Annotated in this window: 16 protein-coding genes and 2 pseudogenes; 6 read left to right on the forward strand and 12 right to left on the reverse strand. The window is 71.2% G+C overall.

Annotated elements, in window-relative coordinates; translation table 11 throughout:
* Nucleotides 1-39: 39 nt before the first annotated feature.
* Nucleotides 40-174 (reverse strand): annotated as a pseudogene (locus ABTX60_RS16945) (chaplin); the annotation flags it as partial.
* 205 nt (nt 175-379) lie between these two features.
* Between ABTX60_RS16945 and ABTX60_RS16950 the strand changes: the two are divergent.
* Entirely contained in the window at nt 380-586 is a 207-nt protein-coding gene (locus ABTX60_RS16950; RefSeq protein WP_352097811.1) for a hypothetical protein, read from the forward strand.
* A gap of 121 nt (nt 587-707) precedes the next feature.
* On the opposite strand, the gene ABTX60_RS16955 is transcribed toward ABTX60_RS16950, so the two are convergent.
* Nucleotides 708-1,199 (reverse strand): DUF5709 domain-containing protein, encoded by a 492-nt coding sequence (locus tag ABTX60_RS16955; protein ID WP_352097866.1) that lies wholly within the window; start codon nt 1,197-1,199, stop codon nt 708-710.
* Between the two features lie 409 nt (nt 1,200-1,608).
* Between ABTX60_RS16955 and ABTX60_RS16960 the strand changes: the two genes are divergently transcribed.
* Genes ABTX60_RS16960 through ABTX60_RS16970 form a run of 3 tightly spaced genes read left to right on the forward strand, consistent with a single transcriptional unit; the run spans nt 1,609 to nt 4,288 of the window.
* Nucleotides 1,609-3,078 carry an APC family permease gene (locus tag ABTX60_RS16960; RefSeq protein ID WP_352097812.1) on the forward strand — a complete coding sequence of 490 codons (1,470 nt, stop codon included), beginning with the start codon at nt 1,609-1,611 and terminating at the stop codon, nt 3,076-3,078.
* Nucleotides 3,079-3,089: 11 nt separating this feature from the next.
* A complete protein-coding gene (locus ABTX60_RS16965) occupies nt 3,090-4,058 on the forward strand; it encodes a hypothetical protein (protein WP_352097813.1) in 969 nt (322 codons plus the stop codon).
* A 35-nt stretch (nt 4,059-4,093) separates the two neighbouring features.
* Nucleotides 4,094-4,288, forward strand: coding sequence for a hypothetical protein (locus ABTX60_RS16970; protein ID WP_352097814.1), 195 nt, complete (start codon nt 4,094-4,096; stop codon nt 4,286-4,288).
* Here ABTX60_RS16970 and nicT read toward each other — a convergent pair.
* From nicT to ABTX60_RS17000, 5 genes and pseudogenes are all read right to left on the reverse strand, one after another.
* Entirely contained in the window at nt 4,278-5,438 is a 1,161-nt protein-coding gene (gene nicT / locus ABTX60_RS16975; protein ID WP_352097815.1) for a Nickel transporter NicT, read from the reverse strand. The genes ABTX60_RS16970 and nicT overlap by 11 nt on opposite strands.
* A 136-nt stretch (nt 5,439-5,574) precedes the next feature.
* A pseudogene (locus ABTX60_RS16980) lies at nt 5,575-5,682 on the reverse strand (proteasome subunit beta); the annotation flags it as partial.
* A gap of 142 nt (nt 5,683-5,824) precedes the next feature.
* On the reverse strand, nt 5,825-7,303 hold the full coding sequence (locus ABTX60_RS16990; RefSeq protein ID WP_352097816.1) for a hypothetical protein: 1,479 nt from the start codon (nt 7,301-7,303) through the stop codon (nt 5,825-5,827).
* Nucleotides 7,304-7,406: 103 nt separating this feature from the next.
* A complete protein-coding gene (locus ABTX60_RS16995; RefSeq protein WP_352097817.1) occupies nt 7,407-9,761 on the reverse strand; it encodes a glycoside hydrolase family 65 protein in 2,355 nt (784 codons plus the stop codon).
* A complete protein-coding gene (locus tag ABTX60_RS17000; RefSeq protein WP_352097818.1) occupies nt 9,758-10,495 on the reverse strand; it encodes a beta-phosphoglucomutase family hydrolase in 738 nt (245 codons plus the stop codon). The genes ABTX60_RS16995 and ABTX60_RS17000 overlap by 4 nt, the downstream gene beginning before the upstream one ends.
* Before the next feature lie 139 nt (nt 10,496-10,634).
* On the opposite strand from ABTX60_RS17000, the gene ABTX60_RS17005 reads away from it, so the two are divergent.
* Nucleotides 10,635-11,291 carry a nucleoside/nucleotide kinase family protein gene (locus ABTX60_RS17005; RefSeq protein WP_352097819.1) on the forward strand — a complete coding sequence of 219 codons (657 nt, stop codon included), beginning with the start codon at nt 10,635-10,637 and terminating at the stop codon, nt 11,289-11,291.
* Nucleotides 11,292-11,439: 148 nt separating this feature from the next.
* On the opposite strand, the gene ABTX60_RS17010 is transcribed toward ABTX60_RS17005, so the two are convergent.
* From ABTX60_RS17010 to ABTX60_RS17030, 5 genes are all read right to left on the reverse strand, one after another.
* Entirely contained in the window at nt 11,440-13,161 is a 1,722-nt protein-coding gene (locus tag ABTX60_RS17010) for a hypothetical protein (protein WP_352097820.1), read from the reverse strand.
* 2 nt (nt 13,162-13,163) lie between these two features.
* Nucleotides 13,164-14,066 carry a carbohydrate ABC transporter permease gene (locus tag ABTX60_RS17015; RefSeq protein WP_352097821.1) on the reverse strand — a complete coding sequence of 301 codons (903 nt, stop codon included), beginning with the start codon at nt 14,064-14,066 and terminating at the stop codon, nt 13,164-13,166.
* Entirely contained in the window at nt 14,063-14,974 is a 912-nt protein-coding gene (locus ABTX60_RS17020; protein WP_352097822.1) for a carbohydrate ABC transporter permease, read from the reverse strand. Before ABTX60_RS17020 ends, ABTX60_RS17015 begins: the two co-directional genes overlap by 4 nt.
* Nucleotides 14,975-15,083: 109 nt before the next feature.
* Complete coding sequence (locus ABTX60_RS17025) at nt 15,084-16,406, reverse strand: ABC transporter substrate-binding protein (RefSeq protein ID WP_352097823.1); 1,323 nt, start codon at nt 16,404-16,406, stop codon at nt 15,084-15,086.
* Nucleotides 16,407-16,680: 274 nt separating this feature from the next.
* Complete coding sequence (locus tag ABTX60_RS17030) at nt 16,681-17,826, reverse strand: ROK family transcriptional regulator (RefSeq protein WP_352097824.1); 1,146 nt, start codon at nt 17,824-17,826, stop codon at nt 16,681-16,683.
* Nucleotides 17,827-18,079: 253 nt separating this feature from the next.
* Between ABTX60_RS17030 and ABTX60_RS17035 the strand changes: the two genes are divergently transcribed.
* Nucleotides 18,080-18,988 carry an N-acetylglucosamine kinase gene (locus ABTX60_RS17035; protein WP_352097825.1) on the forward strand — a complete coding sequence of 303 codons (909 nt, stop codon included), beginning with the start codon at nt 18,080-18,082 and terminating at the stop codon, nt 18,986-18,988.
* Nucleotides 18,989-19,180: the final 192 nt, after the last annotated feature.

Here is a 19,180-nt window from a genome sequence, read left to right on the forward strand (position 1 = left end):
TCGCGGGCCGCCACCGGCGGGGACGTCACGACCGGTACGTCAGTCCTTGATCGTGCACTTGTTGCCGATCGCCGGGTTGAACGCCCCGATCACGTTGACCGAGTTGCCGCAGATGTCGGCGTTGATGCCGATCGGGATCTGGACGACGTTGCCGGAGAGAACGCCGGGGCTGGAAAAGCTCCCTGTCAGTCGCAGGGACACGTGATTCCACCGTCACCCGGAGGAAGACCCCGCGACATCCATGGTCGTCCGAACGGGGTGCCCGGACCGGGACCGCGCTCTCCGGATGCACGCCTCGCTCGCGCGGGGAATGGTGATATCGGACCGGTTTTTCAGCACCGGGGCCGCCCCAGCGATCCGGACCCTAGGAGCAGAGAACATGTCGACGCCAGAGCCTGCCGCATCCCAGCCGCCCGAGGACCGCGCCACCCCGGACCGCCTGCTCCACGCCCGCACCGGCACCGATGTGTCGCCGGAGGACCTCGTCCTCGCCTCGGGCAAGGACCTCAACCCGCACACGCTCGAGTGGGCCAAGCGCAAGCTGGCGGCGGAGGGACCTGCCGCCCTGGAGAAGCTGCTGCCCTAGCCGTCGGGCCGTCCTCCCGCCGGCACCCTCGGCACGCAGAGGGCCACCGGGCCCACGGCGCTGAGCGCCGTGGGCCCGGTGGCCTCGCGTGTGCCGGCGCGACCGCACGCCGGTGGACGGGTCACACGCCGCCGTCGTCCTCGGGCAGTGCGCTGTCGTCCTCCACCACGTGCACGGCGGCCTCCTCCGCGCCGGCCGCCCCGCCGTCGATGCCGACGTCGGAGGCGACGGTCTCCTTCGTGGTGTCGGCGTGGGCGCCCTCGTCGGGGGCGACGAGGCGGCCGGCGCGGGCGGTTCCCGCCTCGGGGTCCACCGGTTCGCCGTCACTGTCGGGGGTGTCACCCACGCCGTCCCCGGTGGGCTCGGCGGACACGTCGGGCACCTCCTGGGCCAGCCGTTCGTCGAGGCTCTCGCCCTCGTGCTGTTCGGCGGCGGTGGTGCCGCGCTTGGTGACGCCCAAGGGCTTTTCCGGCGGGGAGTAGCCCTCGTCGAGCATGTCGTCGTACGTCCGTTCGTCGACGGCGTCCTGCAGGTCCAGTGGCGCGGCGTCCTCCTGCTCCTCGTTGGTACCGGTGGGCTGGTACGCGTCGTCCGCCATCGGTTCGGGGCGCATCGGTTCCGTGCCCATCACTCCTGCCTTTCCGGCCGCTGCTCGGCTCGTTCGTCTCGCCTGTCCGTTCCGCGTTTCCCGTTACGCGGGCTCTAACCTCGGCGGACGCCGCCCGGCGCCGGGAGGGCGCCCGAACGTCGCTGGGGCCAACGGGAGGTTAAAACCCCGTGAGGCACCGGACATTACCCACCGGTCAATCTTGAAAGCTCAATCAGTAGGACTATCATCACTCGCACACACGGTGTGACCGGCTGTCGACGCGGCGGCAGCACGGTATCCGCCACCCCTTCTCACGCCACCAGGGCCGAGGCCACCCTTTCCTCCGTCCGGCGGCGAGCTCCACCCCCACCCCCCAACGCCGCCGGGACGGCCTGCCCGCCTCCGGTCGCGCACAAGTGAAAGCAGCGCATCCATGAGCTACAGCAGGGGCAGAGGGCTGCAGGCCAACGTCCTCAGCACGTTCGACACCGTGGTGATGGCGGTCGCGGGCAGCGCCCCGGCGTATTCGCTGGCGGCGACCACCGCCGTGCTGGTCGGCGCGGTGGGCCTGGCGAGTCCGGCCGCCCTGCTGTACTGCGCGATACCCATGCTGGGCATCGCGCTGGCGTTCAGCTACCTCGGCCGGATCGACGTCAACGCGGGTGCCAGTTACTCGTGGGTGGGGCGCACGCTCCACCCCTTCCTCGGCTTCATCAGCGGCTGGGCACTGGTGATCTCGGCGACGATCTTCATGGTGGCCGGGTCGCTGCCCGCCGGTTCGATGACGCTGGCGCTCTTCGACGAGGGTCTCGCGGACAACACCGCGCTGTCCACGGTGGTCGGCGCGGCCTGGTTCCTCGTCATGCTGGGCGTGGTGCTCGGCGGCGCCCGGCTCACGGTGCGCGCCCAGCTGATCATGTCCGGCGTCGAACTGGCCGTCCTGGCGCTGTTCGCGGTGCTCGCCTTCTTCCACACCGGCAACGCCCGCGCCTTCGACTGGTCATGGCTCGGCTTCTCGCACTTCGACGGCATGGCCGGTTTCGCCTCGGGCGCGCTCATCGCAGCGTTCTACTACTGGGGCTGGGACGTCACCAGCAACCTCAGCGAGGAGACCCGCAACAGCCGCCGCACGACGGGCCTCGCGGGTCTGATCGGGGTGGGCATCGTGTTCCTGCTGTTCGAGGTGTTCACCATCGCGGTGAACGTGATCCTCACCTCGAAGCAGATCGAGGAGAACGACGCGAACGTACTGGCGGTGCTCGGCGAGGAGATCTGGCCGGGCTGGGGCGGCAAGCTGCTCATCGTGGCCGTGATGCTGTCCACCATCGCCACCCTGGAGACGACGCTGATCCAGGTGACGCGCTCGCTGTTCGCGATGGGCCGGGACCGTACGATGCCGTCGGCGCTGGGCCGGGTGCACCGCCGGTGGAACACGCCCTGGGTGGCGATCGTGGTGGTCGGGGCGGTGGCGCTGGTGATGTTCATCGCCTCCAACGCCCTGGGTTCGGTGGGCGACATCCTCTCCGACGCCATCTCGGCGATCGGCCTGCAGATCGCCGTCTACTACGGTCTCGCGGGACTCGCGGTGGTCGTCGCGTACCGGAAGATGCTGCTCAAGTCCCCGGCCAACTTCCTCTTCGGCGGCCTGTGGCCGCTGTGCGGCGCCCTGTTCATGTTCTGGGTGTTCGTGGAGTCGCTGGGCGAGCTGAGCAGCGCCGCGATCTCGATCGGCATCGGCGGGCTCGCGGTCGGGCTCGTCCCGATGCTCTGGTACTGGAGGCAGGGCAGCGACTACTACCGGCCCGCGAAGCTGGACGCCTCCCGCGCGGTCGAGACGGACTACGTCCCCGACGAACAGGACGCGCACGCCCGGGTCCACGAGGGTCTGTCCACCGACTTCTGAGGGGGCCCCCGATGGCACGCGGTCTCAGACGCGGTTTCACCCCTGACTTCGACCCCGACTGCGGGGACACCGACCTCACCTCCGCCCGCCAGGACGTCGTGATCGGCCGCTGGCAGGGGCTGCGGGACCTGCTGGCCGCCACCGGCCGCGACTGGATGGCCCGGGGGCACCGGATCCGGCAGCTCGCGCAGGTGTGCGCGGGCAGTTCGACGGTGGAGTCCTGGCTCTCGGCCGACGCCCACAGCGCCGACGCGCTGGTGCTGCGGGCGGCGACGGAGACCGCCCGCACCTTCAACGTGGCCATCGCGGCGGGGCGGGGCGTTCCGATCGACCAGCACCGCGTGGACGCGGCGGTGCTGGCCTGCCTGACGGCGGCGGAGGCGCACCCGGAGGACCCGACGCCGTGGGTGTCGCTGATCTCGGTGGCGCGCCTGTACCCGCAAGGCGTGCGACGACAGGAACTGGGGCGCTGGTGGGACGAGTTGCACGGCCGGGATCCCTACAGCGTCGAGGGGCACCTTCAGGTGCTGCACTACTACTCGGCGCGCTGGCACGGCACGCACGGCCTGATGTACGACTTCGCCCGGGACGCGGCCGGAGTGGCGCCGCCCGGCTGTCCGCTGCCGGTGCTGGTGCAGTACGCCCGGGTCGAGGAGTACCGCTTCGCCCTGGACGCGGCGCAGGGCAGGCACTCCGCCGTCGGCCTCTCACAGCACTGGAGCCACGACGGCGCGACGAGCGACCTGCGGCGGACCTGGCAGCGCTGGGTCATGGGCCGCAGGCAGAGCGGGATCGCGCCCGGCGAACTGCGCGACTTCAACTACCTGGCCCACGCGGCCTGCTCCGCCGGCGCCACGGACATCGCGGGCGTCCTGCTGGGCATGCTGGGACCCCGCGCGACGCGCACGCCGTGGTCGTACACGGGTGATGCCGAGAAACAGATCACCAAGTGGCGCAAGGAGCTGCGGCTGGGGGCGTGAGCGGCCGGCTGTAGTCTCCCCGCCGGGAGGGTGTGATGGCTGAAGACGGCTGGTACGAGGACGGCGACATGGCCCGGGAGGCCGACCGCGCGAAACGGACCGCCTGGGCCGGGGTGGCCGTGGTGACGGGACTGTTCGTCGCTGTCGTGGTCATGGCCGCCGCCCTGGTCCTCGCAGTGGTCCTCGCAGGGGCCCTCGCGTTCGCCTGGGCCATAGCGGTCATGGACTGACGCCGCGCCCCGGCCCGGCCAGGTCCCCCGACCACTTCTCCTCGATGCGTCCGACCCGCCACACCACCAACGCCAGCACCCAGGTGGCGAAGAACAAGGCGACGACGACGTAGCCCAGGACGTTGAGGTCGAGCCCGGAGATCCGGTCCCAGAAGGGGCCGTGCAGGCCGAGTCGTCCGGCGAGGAGGCCGAGGAGTTCGACCGTGCCGATGAGGAGGGCCACGGCGACGGACAGGCCGGTGATGGTGAGGTTGTAGTAGACCTTGCGGACCGGCTTGGAGAAGGCCCAGCCGTAGGCGAAGTTCATGAACGAGCCGTCGATGGTGTCGAGGAGGCACATCCCCGCGGCGAACAGGACGGGCAGGCACAGGATCGCGTACCAGGGCAGTCCGGAGGCGGCGCCGGAGCCGGCCAGGACGAGCAGGGCGATCTCGGTGGCGGTGTCGAAGCCGAGGCCGAACAGCAGGCCCAGCGGGTACATGTGCCAGGGCTTGGAGACCGACTTCATGACGCGTCCCAGCAGGCGGTTCATGAACCCGCGGTTGTTCAGCTGCTCCTCCAGGGCAGCCTCGTCGTAGCGGCCCGAGCGCATGGCGCGGAACACTTTCCAGATGCCGGCCAGGACGACGAGGTTGACCGCCGCGATGAGGTAGAGGAACGTGCCGGAGACGGTCGTGCCGATCAGGCCGGTGACGTCGTGCAGGGCGGAGCCGTCGTCACGGACCGGCCCGGCGACGGTCTTCACACCGAGGGTGAGCAGGAAGGCCAGGGCGAAGACGACGCTGGAGTGGCCGAGTGAGAACCAGAAGCCCACGGACAGCGGCCGCTGCCCCTCCCCCATCAGCTTGCGGGTGGTGTTGTCGATGGCGGCGATGTGGTCGGCGTCGAAGGCGTGCCGCATGCCGAGCGTGTAGGCGGTGACGCCGACGCCGATGCCGAAGGTCTGCGATCCGATGGCGTGGTGCTCCGGGGCGACGACCGCGACGAGGGTGAACCAGCCGATCACGTGCAGGGCCAGGACGAAGGCCGCCATCCCCCCGACCCTGGTCCACTCCCGCCGCGTCATGGAGGTGCGGACGCGGTGCCAGGCCGTGCGCTGGGCGGGGGCCGGGGCGGGGAGGGGCGGAGTGGACTCAGGGGCGGCCGCCATCGGGGGGAAGGTCTTTCTGTCGGACGGACGGCTGCGGTGAACAGCCTCGTGCCATCCTGCGGTACCTGCAAGTCATGTGCAGTAAAGCCCGTGGCAGGTCTTGCCCATGGAACCGAAAACTCCGCCGGGCCGGCGGTCGGGCAGTCGCCTCGGCCGGCCGTTCGAAGCCGTCCTCGGTGATGACCGAAACGATCGGGTGGATGCGGCGGGTGAGGTCGGGACCGCCGGTCGCGGAGTCGTCGTCCGTTCGGGGTGCGCCTTCTCCCGGTCGCGCTGGGCGATCGGATCTGCCGTCGTCGCCCGCCGGTCGCCGGCGATGAGCACGCCGTCCCGGTGGGTGAGGGCCGGCACGGTCGTGCCGTGCGTGGCGCCCTCGATCGGAGCGGTCAGCGGGCCGGTGCCACGCGGACGTCCAGGTCCGAGATCCGATGGACGGGCCAGGACCGCGCGTAGCGGGGTGGCGTGGCGCCGGCCGGTGCCAGGTGGGCGACCGGGCGACGCTCCGCGGTGCGCAGGATGTCCGCCGCGGTGGTGTTCTCGTTGTTTCCGGACGTCGCCCCCGAGGAGCAGCCGGTGTAGTAGCCGATCGGGATGGCCTCGTGGCCGGTGAGCAGACAGGGGGCGCTGACACCGAGCCGGTGCAGGGCGTCGGCGGTGCGGCCCCAGTCACGGCGGTTCTCGGTGTTGCGGGACACGGCACCGTCCAGCACGGCGAGCTGCGCCGCGAGATGCCCGGCCAGGGCGAGCGCGACGAGCGGGGCGATCACCGGACGCCGCGCTCCGCCCCGGGTTCTGACCAGGTGCCACAGGGCGTCGGCGACCGGGATCGCGAGCAGCGCGTAGGCGGGCTGGAGGAAGCGGGGCGCCGCGTAGCCGATCATGAAGAGGTACGGCAGCGCGGCCGTGGCCGCACAGGCCAGCGGGACGAGAGTCCGCTCCAGACGCCGGGCCCGGGCCGCGACGGCCAGTCCGAGACCGGCCAGGACCGGCAGGGCGAACCACCAGACGGTGACCAGGGGGTTGGGCATCGGCCCGGCGCACGGCCTGCACAGGGCCCGTCCGCCCAGGCTGCGCAGCTGGTCGTCGACGGCGATCTGCCAGCCCAGTCCGCCCTGGATCCGGGAGGCCTCCGCCAGCCGCTCGCCCAGCCCGCCGTAACTCGCGTACGCCTCGATCACCCAGGGCACGGCGCCCGCCGCGAGACCCGCCACGAGCACGAGGAGGAGTCGCCGTCGGCGGCGCACCAGGGCGAGGACGAGCAGCGGCACGGCCACATAGGCCGCGTCGGTGGGACGCATCCACGCCATGAGGGCGGCCCCGGCCGCGAGACCCCACGGGACCACGGGGGCGGAAGGCTCCTCCCGGGACCGCAGGAAGCAGCCGACGCAGATCAGGGCACCGATCGCGACCCAGTAGTTGGGCATGGCCTGCGGGCCGTAGAAGAGCGTCATCCACAGCGAGGCGAAGAGGGCACCGCCTACGACCAGGACGCGGGTCGGGAACAGACCCCGCCAGGCACGCAGGGCCAGGTAGAGGGCGAGGCCGGACAGCAGGGCCAGATAGACGCGCAGCAGCGGGACGGACGACGACCAGGACGCGACGGGCGCGACCAGCAGCGAGACGCCCCGGGAGCGGGGGGCGCTGAAGAAGGCCGCGGGGTGGTGGGAGGTGATCTGGCTGACGTAGACGATCTCGTCCCAGCCGAGGCCCAGGACGGGCCGGACGAGGACGAGCTGTGCGAGGACGAAAACGGCGGCCAGGACGGCGAGCGGCCGGTTGCCGCGTGTGCCGAAGGCGCCGCGTGGCCCGGCCGCCTGTTCGCGCCTTCCCCTGCGGACGAGGATGGCGTTCGCGCCATCAGGCATGTTCCGCCCCTTACCCCGATGATCGGAAAACACGATCAAGCTAACCCGCGGGGCGGGGAGGTGCAGGGCGGAACTCGGCCAAGTGCCTGACCCGTGGCGCGGGTCAGCGGGCGTGCGGGGCCCGGTGCGGGGGCTGGCTCGGGGCAGGGCGGTGGGTCAGCTCGGGGATCGGCCGGGAGACGGGGGCGTCCTCGCTCACCGTGAGCTCGGTGCCGTGGTGCCGGATGGTCAGGGGCATGCCGGAGTTCAGGGTGTAGGTGGCCTGGTCGGCGGTCAGCTCGACGCGCAGGCACCGGTCGAGGAAGCCCACTGTGAAGGCGAGCCGGCTGTACCGCTCGGGCAGGCGGGGCGCGAACCGCAGGGCGCCGTCGCTGCACCGCATGCCGCCGAACCCGGCGACCAGCGCCATCCAGGTGCCGGCCAGCGAGGCGATGTGCAGCCCGTCGCGGGTGTTGTGCTCCAGGTCGCCGAGGTCCATGAGCGCCGCTTCGGCCGTGTAGTCGGCGGCCAGGTCGAGGTGGCCGGAGCGGGCCGCCATGACGGCCTGGACGCAGGCGGACAGGGAGGAGTCGCGGACGGTCAGCGGCTCGTAGTAGACGAAGTTGCGGGCGATCTGCTCCTCGTCGAAGTACTCCTCGAAGAAGGCGCCGCAGGTGTACATCGCCAGCACCAGGTCCGCCTGCTTGATGACCTGCTTGCGGTACAGGTCGAAGTAGGGGAAGTGCAGCATCAGGGGGTACTGGTCGGCACCGGTGCGGTCGAAGTCCCAGCGCTGGTAGCGGGTGAAGCCTGAGTGCTGCTCGTGCACGCCGAGTTCGTCGTTGTAGGGGACGTTCATGGCCTCGGCGGCGTCCCGCCAGGCGGCCCGCTCCTCCTCGTCGGCGCCGAGCCGCGCTGCCTCGTCGGGATGGCGCTTGCACACGTCGGCGGCGGCCAGCAGGTTCGCCCGGGCCATGAGGTTGGTGTACGTGTTGTCGTCGGCGATGGCGCTGTACTCGTCCGGTCCGGTGACGCCGTCGATGTGGAAGACGCCCCGGTCGTCGTGGTGACCGAGGGAGCGCCACAGGCGGGCGGTCTCCACCAGCAGCTCCACGCCGACCTCGCGTTCGAACGTCTCGTCGCCGGTGACGGCCACGTACCGCACGACGGCGTCGGCGATGTCGGCGCCCACGTGGAAGGCCGCCGTGCCGGCCGGCCAGTACGCGGAGCCCTCCGAGCCCTCGATGGTGCGCCAGGGGAACGCGGCGCCGCGCAGGCCGAGTTGGGTGGCGCGTTCCCGGGCGGCGGGCAAGGTGTCGAGGCGCCAGCGCAGGGCCTCGGCGGCGGACTTCGGCGCGGTGTAGGTCAGCAGCGGCAGCACGAACGCCTCGGTGTCCCAGAAGGCGTGGCCGTCGTAGCCGGAGCCGGTGAGTCCCTTGGCGGGGATGGCGCGCTGTTCGGCGCGGGCACCCGCCTGGAGGACGTGGAACAGGGCGAAGCGGACGGCCTGCTGGATCTCCTCGTCGCCGTCGATCTCGACGTCGGCGCGCGCCCAGAAGTCGTCGAGGTAGGCCTTCTGGTCCTGGAGGAGTCCCTGCCAGCCGCTGTGAGCGGCCGCGGCGAGGGCTGCCTCGACCTGGTCGCTCATCGCGGGCCTGGAGCGGACGCCGGACCAGCCGTGCGCGACCAGCTTCTCCACGCGCAGCCGCTCCCCCGGCTCCAGGACGGAGGTGACGGTCAGCCGGGCCACGTCCACGTTGCTCTCGCTGCTCGTGGTGGTCCGCTCGGGCCCGGTGACGGTGTGGTCGGCGGCCACCGCGACCCTCAGTCCGCTGTGGCGGGTGCGGTGGACCAGCCGCAGCCTGCTGCCCTCGGCGAGGTCCTCCTCCGGCTCCAGCGGCGACTTCAGCGCCTTGGCGGCACGCGGGTCGCCGTCCGGTTCGGGCAGGCTCTCGTTGGCGACGAGTTCCGACTGGACGACCACGCGGGTCCGGCTGTCGACGGGCTCCACCTCGTACGCCACGGCGGCTATCGCGCGTTGGGTGAGGGACACCAGGCGGGTGGAGCGCACCCGGACGGTGGAGCCGGCCGGTGAGGTCCATTCGCAGACCCGCTCCAGCACGCCCCGCCGCAGGTCGAGGGTCCGCTCGTGGGTGACGAGCCGCCCGTAGCGCAGGTCGAACGGCTCGTCGTCGACCAGGAGCCGCAGCACCTTGCCGTTGGTGACGTTGATGGAGGTCTGGCCCGACTCGGGGTAGCCGTAGCCGGCCTCGGCGTACGGCAACGGGTGCAGTTCGTGGACGCCGTTGAGGTACGAGCCGGGCAGGCCGTGGGGTTCGCCCTCGTCGAGGTTGCCCCGCCAGCCGACGTGACCGTTGGACAGGGCGAAGACGGACTCGCTCTGTGCCAGGACGTCGAGGTTGAGCTCCGTCTCGCGTACCGTCCAGGGCTCGACGTTGTACGCCCGCTGTGCGATCACTGCGTGTCCCCCAGTTCGGCGAGGTCCTGCACCACGATGTCGGCGCCGTGCCGGTACAGCGCGTCGGTCTGGCCGACCCGGTCGACTCCGACGACGTATCCGAAGCGTCCCGAGCGGCCCGCGTCCATGCCGGCCAGGGCGTCCTCGAAGACGGCCGCTTCGGAGGGCTGCACGCCGAGGTCCTCGGCGGCGGCCAGGAACGTGTCGGGGTGCGGCTTGCCGGGCAGCTTGCGCTCGGCGGCGACGACGCCGTCGATGCGCACGTCGAAGAAGTGCTCGGCGCCGATCGAGCGGAGCACGTCACGGCAGTTGGCGCTGGAGGAGACGATCGCGGTGCTGAGTCCGTGGGCGCGGACGGCCTCCAGATAGCGCAGGGTGCCGTCGTAGGCCTCGACGCCGTCGGTGCGGATCTTCTCGAGGACCAGCTCGTTCTTGCGGTTTCCGAGGCCGTGCACGGTTTCGGCGCCCGGTGGGTCGTCGGGGTCGCCGTCGGGCAGGTCGATGCCGCGGGAGGCGAGGAAGGTGCGCACCCCGTCGGCGCGTGGTCGCCCGTCGACGTACTCGTCGTAGTCCGCCGCCTCGAACGGCCGGAAGTCCGCGCCGTCGCGCTCGCGCAGGAAAGCGTCGAACATCTCCTTCCAGGCGGCCGCGTGCACGACGGCCGTCTTGGTGACGACGCCGTCGAGGTCGAACAGACAGGCGTGGATGCTTTCGGGAAGACCGAGCTGCGTCATACAGGACCGGTTCCCCCCGCGGAGATGTTCCAGTGAGTGGCGCACGCCACACGCCGGGGGCGCGAGCGGGGCTGAGCCCTCGGCGCCCGAGCCGTGCTCCGGTCCCGGCCCCCGCTCCGGGGGTGACACACTTTCCTCCGTGCCGCTCACCTTCGACGACCTCGTCCACCGCTCCCGTGCCCTCCCCCGGGGTGGCCGGCGCGCACTCCTCGGCATCACGGGCAGCCCCGGCGCGGGCAAGTCGACGCTGGCCGAGCACTTGGTGCGGGAGTTGAACGGCACCGGTGAGCCCTGGGTGGCGCACGTACCCATGGACGGCTTCCACCTCGCCGACGCGGAACTGGAGCGCCTGGGCCGCCGGGACCGCAAGGGGGCGCCCGACACGTTCGACGCGGCCGGATACGCGGCCCTGTTGCGGCGGCTGCGCGACGAGCCCGATGACGACGTCGTCTACGCGCCCGGCTTCGAACGCGTCCTGGAACAGCCGATCGCGGGCGCTGTCCCGGTCCCCCCGTCGGCGCGGCTGGTCGTCACCGAGGGCAACTACCTCCTCCTGACCACCGGTTCCTGGCCCCGCGTCCGCCCCCTCCTCGACGAGGTGTGGTTCTGCGAGCTGCCCGAGCGGGAGCGCGTCCGCCGGCTGGTGACCCGCCACGAGCGGTTCGGCAAGACCCATGAGGAGGCGGTGGCCTGGGTGGCACGCTCGGACGAGCGCAACGCCGAGCTGGTCGCGGCGACCCGGGGGCGGGCGGATCTGGTGGTGCCGGAGTCGGCGCTGCCAGGTGCGCAGGCCTGAACGCGCTTCAGGCGTCCGGGCCGGCAGCAGCGCCGACGGACACGACGGCGGCGGGCGACATCGCGCCGGCATCACGGACGTGACGCGTCCCGGCAGGCGTTTCCAGGCGCTCGGCGATGGAGCATGATCAGGTGCGCGGTCGTGGGAGTCACCCTGGGGGTGCGGTCCGCCGGCGGGCGCGCAGTGCGACGGTCAGGGTGTGCGGGCCGAGTCCACCGATGTAGACACGGTTCCCGGTCGTCGCGTCGGTGCCGCCCACCACGGTGTAGTCCTGCCCCGGGTCGTACCGCAGTACCTCGGCCCGGTCCGGCCCGGCCAGCGGCTCGCCTGCCTCGACGTCGGCCTCGATCCGGATCTCGTCGGCACCGGCCCGGTAGGTCATCGCCCCGGTCGTCAGGCACCAGCGGCCGTCGCCGATCGGTTCGGCGCCCTCCATCACGCCGCCCGGCCGGAAGGTCAGCTCGATGGCCCAGGGCACCCGTGGTCCGCTGATGTCGATCCGCAGATCGGCACCGTCCTCCCGCAGGTCGACCTCGACGCGGGTCGTGTGGGACACCTCGTCCCGGGGCCGGTCGGGGAAGGCCATCGCGGCCGAGAAGCGTCCCTCGTCCGCCATGCGGTAGGCGCCGTCGTCCCGGCGCAGGTCCGTCGGCAGCGGCCGGTAGTAGGCGGCCGTGAGGGTTTCTGTGAGCCGGTACCGGTGGTCGGCGGGCCGTTGCATGCCGGCGGCGCGGAACGGGCCCAGGTCGAAGAAACCCCGCGAGAGGCGGACCGAGTCCAGGACCGCGTCCCCGGCGAACAGGCGCAGGAAGGTGGGGTTGCAGGCGAGTCCCGAGCGGATACGCCGGTGCTCCGGCACGTCGGAGCCGCCGTACACCACCGTGTGCGCGGTGGCCGAGGCGCGTGCGGCGAGGCGCGCGGTGGTGAGGTACCGCTCACGCGGAAGGGTCTCCGCGGCCGGTGCCGGCAGGACGCGGCACAGGTCCGGGATGAGGAGGGTTTCGGCGAGCAGGTCGGGGTCGTCGATGCCCCCGGCCGCCGCCAGCGTCGCCGCCCGGCTGAAGTCGCCGCGGCCGGTGCGGATCGCGAGCAGCCGGTAGTGCGGCAGGTAGGGCGCCAGCGGGAACGGGTGGTTCTGGTCCTGGCGGCGCGAGTGGACGGTCTCCACCGTGCCGTCCGGCCTGATGAGGTCCAGGGTGGTGGTGAGGTTGCGTTCGACGGCGTCCAGCAGGTCGGCGCGGCCGAGGACACCGGCCAGCAGCAGCAGCGAGGGATTGGAGACGTGGGCCGCGTAGTTGGCGCTGCGTTCCGAGTACAGGCCCTCCGCGTCGATGTCGACGCCCTCGGAGAGCCACTCCTCGATGCGGTCGAGGAGTCGGTCGTCGGGGAACGACCGGTGCAGCCGGGCCAGCGCCGCGCACAGCTCCCAGCGGTGGTTCGGGGTGTGCACCCCACCGGTCAGGAGGCTGCGGGTGGCGGCGCCGGCGATCTCGGCGAGCGCGGCCGTGACGTCACGCAGTTCCGGGCCCCCGCCGGCGGCGAGGACGTGCGCGTCGCACACGTCGTTGACGGTGAACGCGGAGTCCGGCGGCGACTGCACGTTGTCGCCGCCGGCGAAGAGGCCGGTGGCCGTCTGCGCGGCCTGCAGGGCTCTGAGGTGGGTCGTCGCGGCGGCGATGGCCTGTCCGCTGCCGTGCAGTGCCGAATCCGGGGACCGGTACGCCGCGACCAGGGTCTTCACCCGGCGTGCCAGAGCGCGGTGGGCCACGCCGGCGGGCTCCTCGTCGGGGGCGGCCGCCAGCGGGGCGGCCGTCCGGTCGGCGGCGGCCGCCGCCGCGCGGACGAATGCGTGGTCGAGCGGGGTGGGCAAGATCAGTCCTTCAGTCCGGCGTTGATGTCGGCGCCCATGACGTAGCGCTGGAAGACCAGGAAGACGACGATCAGGGGGATCATCGAGATGACCGATGCGCCGAGCAGGACCGACCAGTTGATGTTCTGGGCCCCGACGATGCTCTGGATGCCGATCTGAACGGTGAACTTGTTGGGGTCGTTGAGCATCAGGAGCGGCCAGATGTAGTCGTTCCACCGCCACTGGAACGACAGGATGGCGAGGGTCAGCATGATGGGCCGGGAGAGCGGCACCATGATCCGCACGAAGATCGAGAGTTCGCGGGCGCCGTCGATGCGTGCGGCCTCCACGAGTTCGTCGGGAACCGTCAGGAAGAACTGGCGGAACATGAAGCATCCGGTCGCCGTGAGCACGGCCGGGAGGATGATGCCGGCGAACGAGTTGTAGAGGCCGAGGTTGCGGACCACCAGGAACTCAGGGGCGAGCATGACCTCGCCCGGCAGCATCGTGGTGGCCAGGATGCAGAGGAAGAAGGCCTTGAGCCACCTGTTGTCGTACTTGGCCAACGCGTACCCGGTACAGCAGCTGACGCCGACCGTGAGGATCGTCGTGATCACGCAGACGATGGCCGTGTTGATGAAGTACTGGGAGAAGTTGGCGCTGTCCCATGCCGCCTTGAAGCCCGTCAGGGTGGGGTTGTGCGGGACCAGCGTCAGCGGATAGGAGAACAGGTCGCTGGCCGGCTTGAAGGAGCTGAGGACGAACCACAGCACCGGGAACCCGTAGAGGCACGCCAGGATCCACAGCAGGGTCGTCGCGGGCACCGCCCGCCGGAGCCCGCCGCCGGCCGCGTTGCGGGGCCGCTTCGTGGACACGGGCTGTTTGGCGTCGGCGTCGAGCGGGCGGGGCATGTCTGTGGTTGTCATCGGTTCTCCACCCGCCGGTTGACGATCAGCTGGATGATCGCGACGGCCATCAGGATGAGCATGAGCACGAATGACGCGGCGCTCGCGTAGCCGATCTGGCCCCGTTTGAAGCCGGTCTCATAGATGTACTGGACGAGCAGGTTGTTCGAGGTTCCGGGTCCGCCGTTGTTGAGGGCGACGAACACCGGGTACTCCTTCATCGCGTTGATCGTGTTGAGCAGGATGACGATGAACGAGGTGGGCGCGATGCTCGGCAGCGTGATGCTGATGAACTTGCGCCACGGACCGGCGCCGTCGAGCTCGGCCGCCTCGTAGTACGACACCGGGACGTTCTTGATCGCCGCGATGAACAGCAGCATCGTGAAGCCCGTCCAGGCCCAGGCCGCCGCCATCACCACCACCAGCAGCGACAGGTCCGCGTTCGACTGCCACGGAACCGCGTCTCCGCCGAACTTCTCGATGACGTAGTTGACGAGTCCGAAGTTCTCACCGAACATCCACCGCCATAGGACGCCCACGACGATGGGCGACAGCAGCCACGGGATGAAGAAGACGACGCGGGCGACCGACGAGCCCTTGGCGTGTTTGTTCACCACCAGGTTGGCTGCGAGCAGCGAGAGCGCGAAGTTCAGCGGGACGAAGAGGACGGTGTACAGCAGCGTCCGGCTCAGCGCGTCGTAGAACGTGGAGTCCCCGAACAGGTTGTGGTAGTTGTCCAGTCCGACCCACTGGAACACCCCCACGCCCGTGTAGTTCGTGAAGGAGTAGAGAAGCCCGATCACCGCAGGCCAGACGAAGAACAGCGCGAAGAGCACGACGTTGGCCGCGATGAGGACGAGCGGCGCAAGGGTGTACTTACTGCGTCTCCTGGGCGGGCTCGCGGACACGTCCGAGGCGCGTTTTGTCATCTTCCTGACTCCGTGCTGGTGGAATGGGTTGCGGTGGGCTCACGCCATGAGTCCGGCATCATGGGGATTCGGGTCCGGGCGGCGTCTGCCCCCGCCCGGACCCGACGGCCTACGAGCCGCCGCCGACCTGCTGGTTGTAGCCGGCCACGATGTTCTCCAGGGCCTTGTCGGGCGACTGCTGACCGTTGATCGCCTTGCCGAGCTCCGTCTTGGTCGGGTCCTCGGTGAGGCTCTTGCCCTTCAGCACCCACTGCGTCTGCGCGCCGTTGAAGTAGCCGGAGATCGGGGCGTAGAGCGGGATCGACTCGTTGTACAGCTTGAACGCCGCCTGCGCCGCCTCGGACTTGAAGGGGTACTTCGGGTTCAGGCCGCTCTCGACCGGCAGGAACCCGGAGGCCTCGCACAGCACGCGGTAGTGGTCCGGCTCGTAGACCCAGGACAGGAACTTCTGCGTGGCGGTGGCGGCGTCACCGTTGTTTTTGAAGCCGACCATCAGGCCGCCGCTGTTGACGTCGCTGGCCTGAACCGGCTGGGCGGGAGTGGGGACGCTGGCCCAGTCGAACTTCTTGATGCTCTCGGAGAAGGCGGCGACCTGCCACACGCCGGACCAGTAGGCGACCACGTCACCGCTCTGGAACATGGCGGACGGGTCGGCGCCGCTGGTCCACACCGACTTCGGCATGGTCTTGTTGTCGTTCCATCCGACGAAGGTGTTCACGGCCTTCTTGGTCGCCGCGTCCACCGAGAACTTGCCGGAGGAGTCCGCGTGGACGTACTTCCCGCCCATCTCGTACACCATGGCGCGCAGCCGGGACGGCGACTGGTCGAAGGTCAGGGAGTACTTGGCGCCGGTCTTCTCGCGGACCTTGTTCGCCGCCTTGATGAACTCGGTCCAGGTCCAGGTCTTCTGGGGCGAGGTCGGGAAGGAGACGCCGGCCTTCTTGAAGAGCGACTTGTTGATGAACATACCGGACGCGGTGACGTCCGAGGGGATGGCCAGCACCTTCCCGGACGAGTCCTTGGCGAGGAAGTTGGCGTTGATCTTGTTGCTCTTCTTGCCGGCGATGGAGCTGAGGTCGATCAGCTTGCTCGACCAGATCGGGTCCAGCGCCGGCACGGCCGCCACGTCGGGCAGCGAGTTCGCCTGGGCGGCGTTGTGCAGCTTCGTCGGGTACCCGTCGTAGGGGATGTTGACGAGCTTGACGGTGACGCCGGTGTCCTTCTTGTACTGCGACACCATCTTCTTCCAGCCCGCGTCCTGCCCCGGAACCGTGGAGATCCAGAACGTCAGCGACTTGGACGTGCCGCCCGAGTCGGACCCCGACCCGCAGGCGGTGAGCAGAAGGGCACCTGCCGTGGCCACGGCAGCGAGGGGAACCACGCGGCGTATGCCGCCGGGTCGGCGGGAGCGCCGCACACCCACACTGATCATGTTCGATCCCTTTTCTTCGTAGCGGAAGAAGCACGGCGCCAGCCGAGGCGGCACGGGTGCATTTTGCAGGAAATTTCGCTTTCCGGGGGCACGGCCTCGCCCGGCCGCGTCGCCTTGACGGGTGGGGTCCCCGGCCATGACGGCCGGCGTCGCACAAGCACGCCCTCGTGCGGCTGCCGTACTTCGCGTACGGGCGGGAGGCTCACCCGGAGTCGGCGTCCCGGCCGACTCAGAAAGCGCTTGTCCGGACATTGGCACGACGAGTCGGAGGCCGTCAATCCTTCGCCTCCGCGACCTCGGTCACGGTTTGGACTCCTCGGGAAACCGCGAGCCTGGCGGCACCCACGACGGTGCCGAGATCGCCGACCGTGCTGCTGACGACTTCGGTGGGCCAGCTCAGCCGGGCGAGCTCGGCCCGGACGCCGTGCAGCAGCTGCGGGTACGCGCCGGTGCTGCCCCCCAGTACGACCAGCCCCGGGTCCAGTACCGCGGTCACGGCGGCGGCCAGCCGGCCCACGTCCACGGCATGGCGGTCGACCACGGCGCGGGCGGCGGCACGGCCCTGTCCGGCGAGGGCGAAGAGCTCCTCGACGCTGCCGGGGCACGGTCCGTCGGCGGCCGGCCAGGCCTCGGCAGCGCGCCGCAGCAGGGAGCGCGAGCCGATGTACTCCTCCAGGGCCTCGTGGCGAGGCTCGCGTCCGTCGTCCCACGGGTAGGGAATCCGGGCCAGCTCACCGGCGGCGCCGTTCGCTCCGCGCAGCACCCGGCCGCCGACGACGATGCCGAGGCCGATGCCGACGCCGATCCGCAGGTAGCCGAAGATGTTCCGGCCCCGGGCGGCACCTTCGTGCAGCTCGGCGAGGGCGGCGCAGTTGACGTTGTTCTCCAGGTGGACGGGGACGCCCGGCGGCAGCGCCACGGTCACGGCGTCGAAGACGGGACCGGCCTTGGCGGTCGCCGGACGCATACCGGTGCCCTCCTTGCGCGGCGCGGTGACGTCACCGACGGCGACGACGATGGTCCGCAGCGGGGCGCCGGCGGGCAGCGCGTCGAGTGCCTCGCGCACGACGTCGGCGGCGCCCTCCCGGGACCCGGTGGCCTCGGCGAGCAGGGTGCCGTCCAGGGCGCAGCCGCGCACTCGGGTGAAGGCGGGGCCGAGGTCGACGGCTAGCACGGCCCCCGCGGCCGGCCCGAGACGGTAGACGGCGGCGTTGCGCCCCGTGCCGCTGGAGGCGGTGCCGGAGTGCGCGGCGAGCCGGACGCCCTCCAGTTCCGCGACGGCGGACGACACCGTCGGCTTGGACAGGCCCGCGAGGCTCGCGAGCTGCGGCCGGGTCGCCCGGCCGGCCTCGGCCAGCACCGCGAACACCGCGCCCGCGCTCTCGGTCAGTCGGGGGGCTCTTGCCAGGTCTTGTTCCAACAGTTACCCCACACAGGTCACGGGCCGCTCTCCCCGGGGCGATCGGCTTCGCGAACGGCTCCGTGGGATGCGGCGATGGGATTCCTCTTGACGCACTGTACTTCGTTAGTTAACTTCCTAACGAACATCACGGTACTCGCCTGCCGTGACTCCGCCAGAGGCCCGTCCCGGGGCTTCCAGAGTTCTCGACTGCCCTTCTCTCAGGCACGGTTCGCCCGCCGTCGCAGCACTGCGCACCGACGAAAGAGGATCCGTGCAGGACTCCGCTTCCGCCAGCTCCCTCGTGCTCGGCATCGATGTGGGCGGCACCAAGACGCACCTCCGCGCCCTCGCGGGGGACCAGCGCGTCGTCGATCACGTCCGTACGAGCGCCGGCTGGCGGCCGCACGACACCGCAGCCGCGGCCGGCTGGCTGGCCGGCCTGGTCCGCGAGACCCTGCCGGCCGACGCCCGCCCCTCGGCTCTCGCCGTGGGCGCGCACGCCTGTGAGACACCCCGCCAGTGCGCGCGGATCCGCGCCGCTCTGGAACGTGCCTTCGGCGTGCCCGCGCTGGTCGTGGGCGACGCGGAGCTCCTCGTCCCCGCCGCCGGTCTGGACAAGGGCGTGGGCCTGGTCGCCGGTACCGGGTCCGTCGCCGTGGGGCGGCTGCCCGACGGCACCACGGTCCAGGTGGGCGGCTGGGGCGCCGTGCTCGGCGACGAGGGCGGCGCCGCCGGACTCGTCCGGGAGGCGGCCCGTGCCGTCTGGGCGGCGCACGACCGGGGCGAGGAACCCGACGAGCTGGCGCTCGGCCTCGTGGCCTCGCTGGGCGTGCCGGAGGTACCGGCGCTGGGTGCGGCCCTGGAGAGCGCCACCGACGTCTCCGCCGAGTGGGGCCGGCACGCTCCCGTCGTCTTCGCCGCCGCCGAGGCGGGTTCGACGCTCGCCCGTTCCGTGATCGCCGAGGCGGGGCGCTCCCTCGCCGCACTCGTCGCCCGTCTCGCCTCGCGCGGGGCCGTCGTCGACGACGTGGTGGTCGCGGGCGGCACCGTGCTGTCCCAGCCCGCGCTCCACGACGCCCTCACCGCGGCCCTCGCCGACACCGTGCCCGCGGCCCGGATCAGGCCGCTGCGGGAGCCGCCGGTCGAGGGCGCGGTGGCCCTGGCACGCTCGCTGCTCTGACGCGCCGGATGGCGGGTGCCCCCTCGTTCACCCGCCGGACATGTCCCGGCCGCGGCACTCTCGCCGACGTGACACGACCCGGCCGTAGTTCTTCGCTCGTAGCACCACCTGACGCACGGGACACTCAACTCCCCACCGCATCAGGCAAGATCGCACGACCGCACCCGGCCGCAGGGCCGCAGAACTGAAGAG

Source organism: Streptomyces sp. NPDC126510 (assembly GCF_040302345.1).
In the GTDB taxonomy this organism is placed as follows: Bacteria; Actinomycetota; Actinomycetes; order Streptomycetales; family Streptomycetaceae; genus Streptomyces.

Coding starts and splice junctions, on each gene's coding strand:
- ABTX60_RS16950 (WP_352097811.1), top strand. CDS start 380: ATGTCGACGCCAGAGCCTGCCGCATCCCAGCCGCCCGAGGACCGCGCC.
- ABTX60_RS16955 (WP_352097866.1), bottom strand. CDS start 1,199: ATGCGCCCCGAACCGATGGCGGACGACGCGTACCAGCCCACCGGTACC.
- ABTX60_RS16960 (WP_352097812.1), top strand. CDS start 1,609: ATGAGCTACAGCAGGGGCAGAGGGCTGCAGGCCAACGTCCTCAGCACG.
- ABTX60_RS16965 (WP_352097813.1), top strand. CDS start 3,090: ATGGCACGCGGTCTCAGACGCGGTTTCACCCCTGACTTCGACCCCGAC.
- ABTX60_RS16970 (WP_352097814.1), top strand. CDS start 4,094: ATGGCTGAAGACGGCTGGTACGAGGACGGCGACATGGCCCGGGAGGCC.
- nicT (WP_352097815.1), bottom strand. CDS start 5,438: ATGGCGGCCGCCCCTGAGTCCACTCCGCCCCTCCCCGCCCCGGCCCCC.
- ABTX60_RS16990 (WP_352097816.1), bottom strand. CDS start 7,303: ATGCCTGATGGCGCGAACGCCATCCTCGTCCGCAGGGGAAGGCGCGAA.
- ABTX60_RS17000 (WP_352097818.1), bottom strand. CDS start 10,495: ATGACGCAGCTCGGTCTTCCCGAAAGCATCCACGCCTGTCTGTTCGAC.
- ABTX60_RS17015 (WP_352097821.1), bottom strand. CDS start 14,066: ATGACAACCACAGACATGCCCCGCCCGCTCGACGCCGACGCCAAACAG.
- ABTX60_RS17020 (WP_352097822.1), bottom strand. CDS start 14,974: ATGACAAAACGCGCCTCGGACGTGTCCGCGAGCCCGCCCAGGAGACGC.
- ABTX60_RS17025 (WP_352097823.1), bottom strand. CDS start 16,406: ATGATCAGTGTGGGTGTGCGGCGCTCCCGCCGACCCGGCGGCATACGC.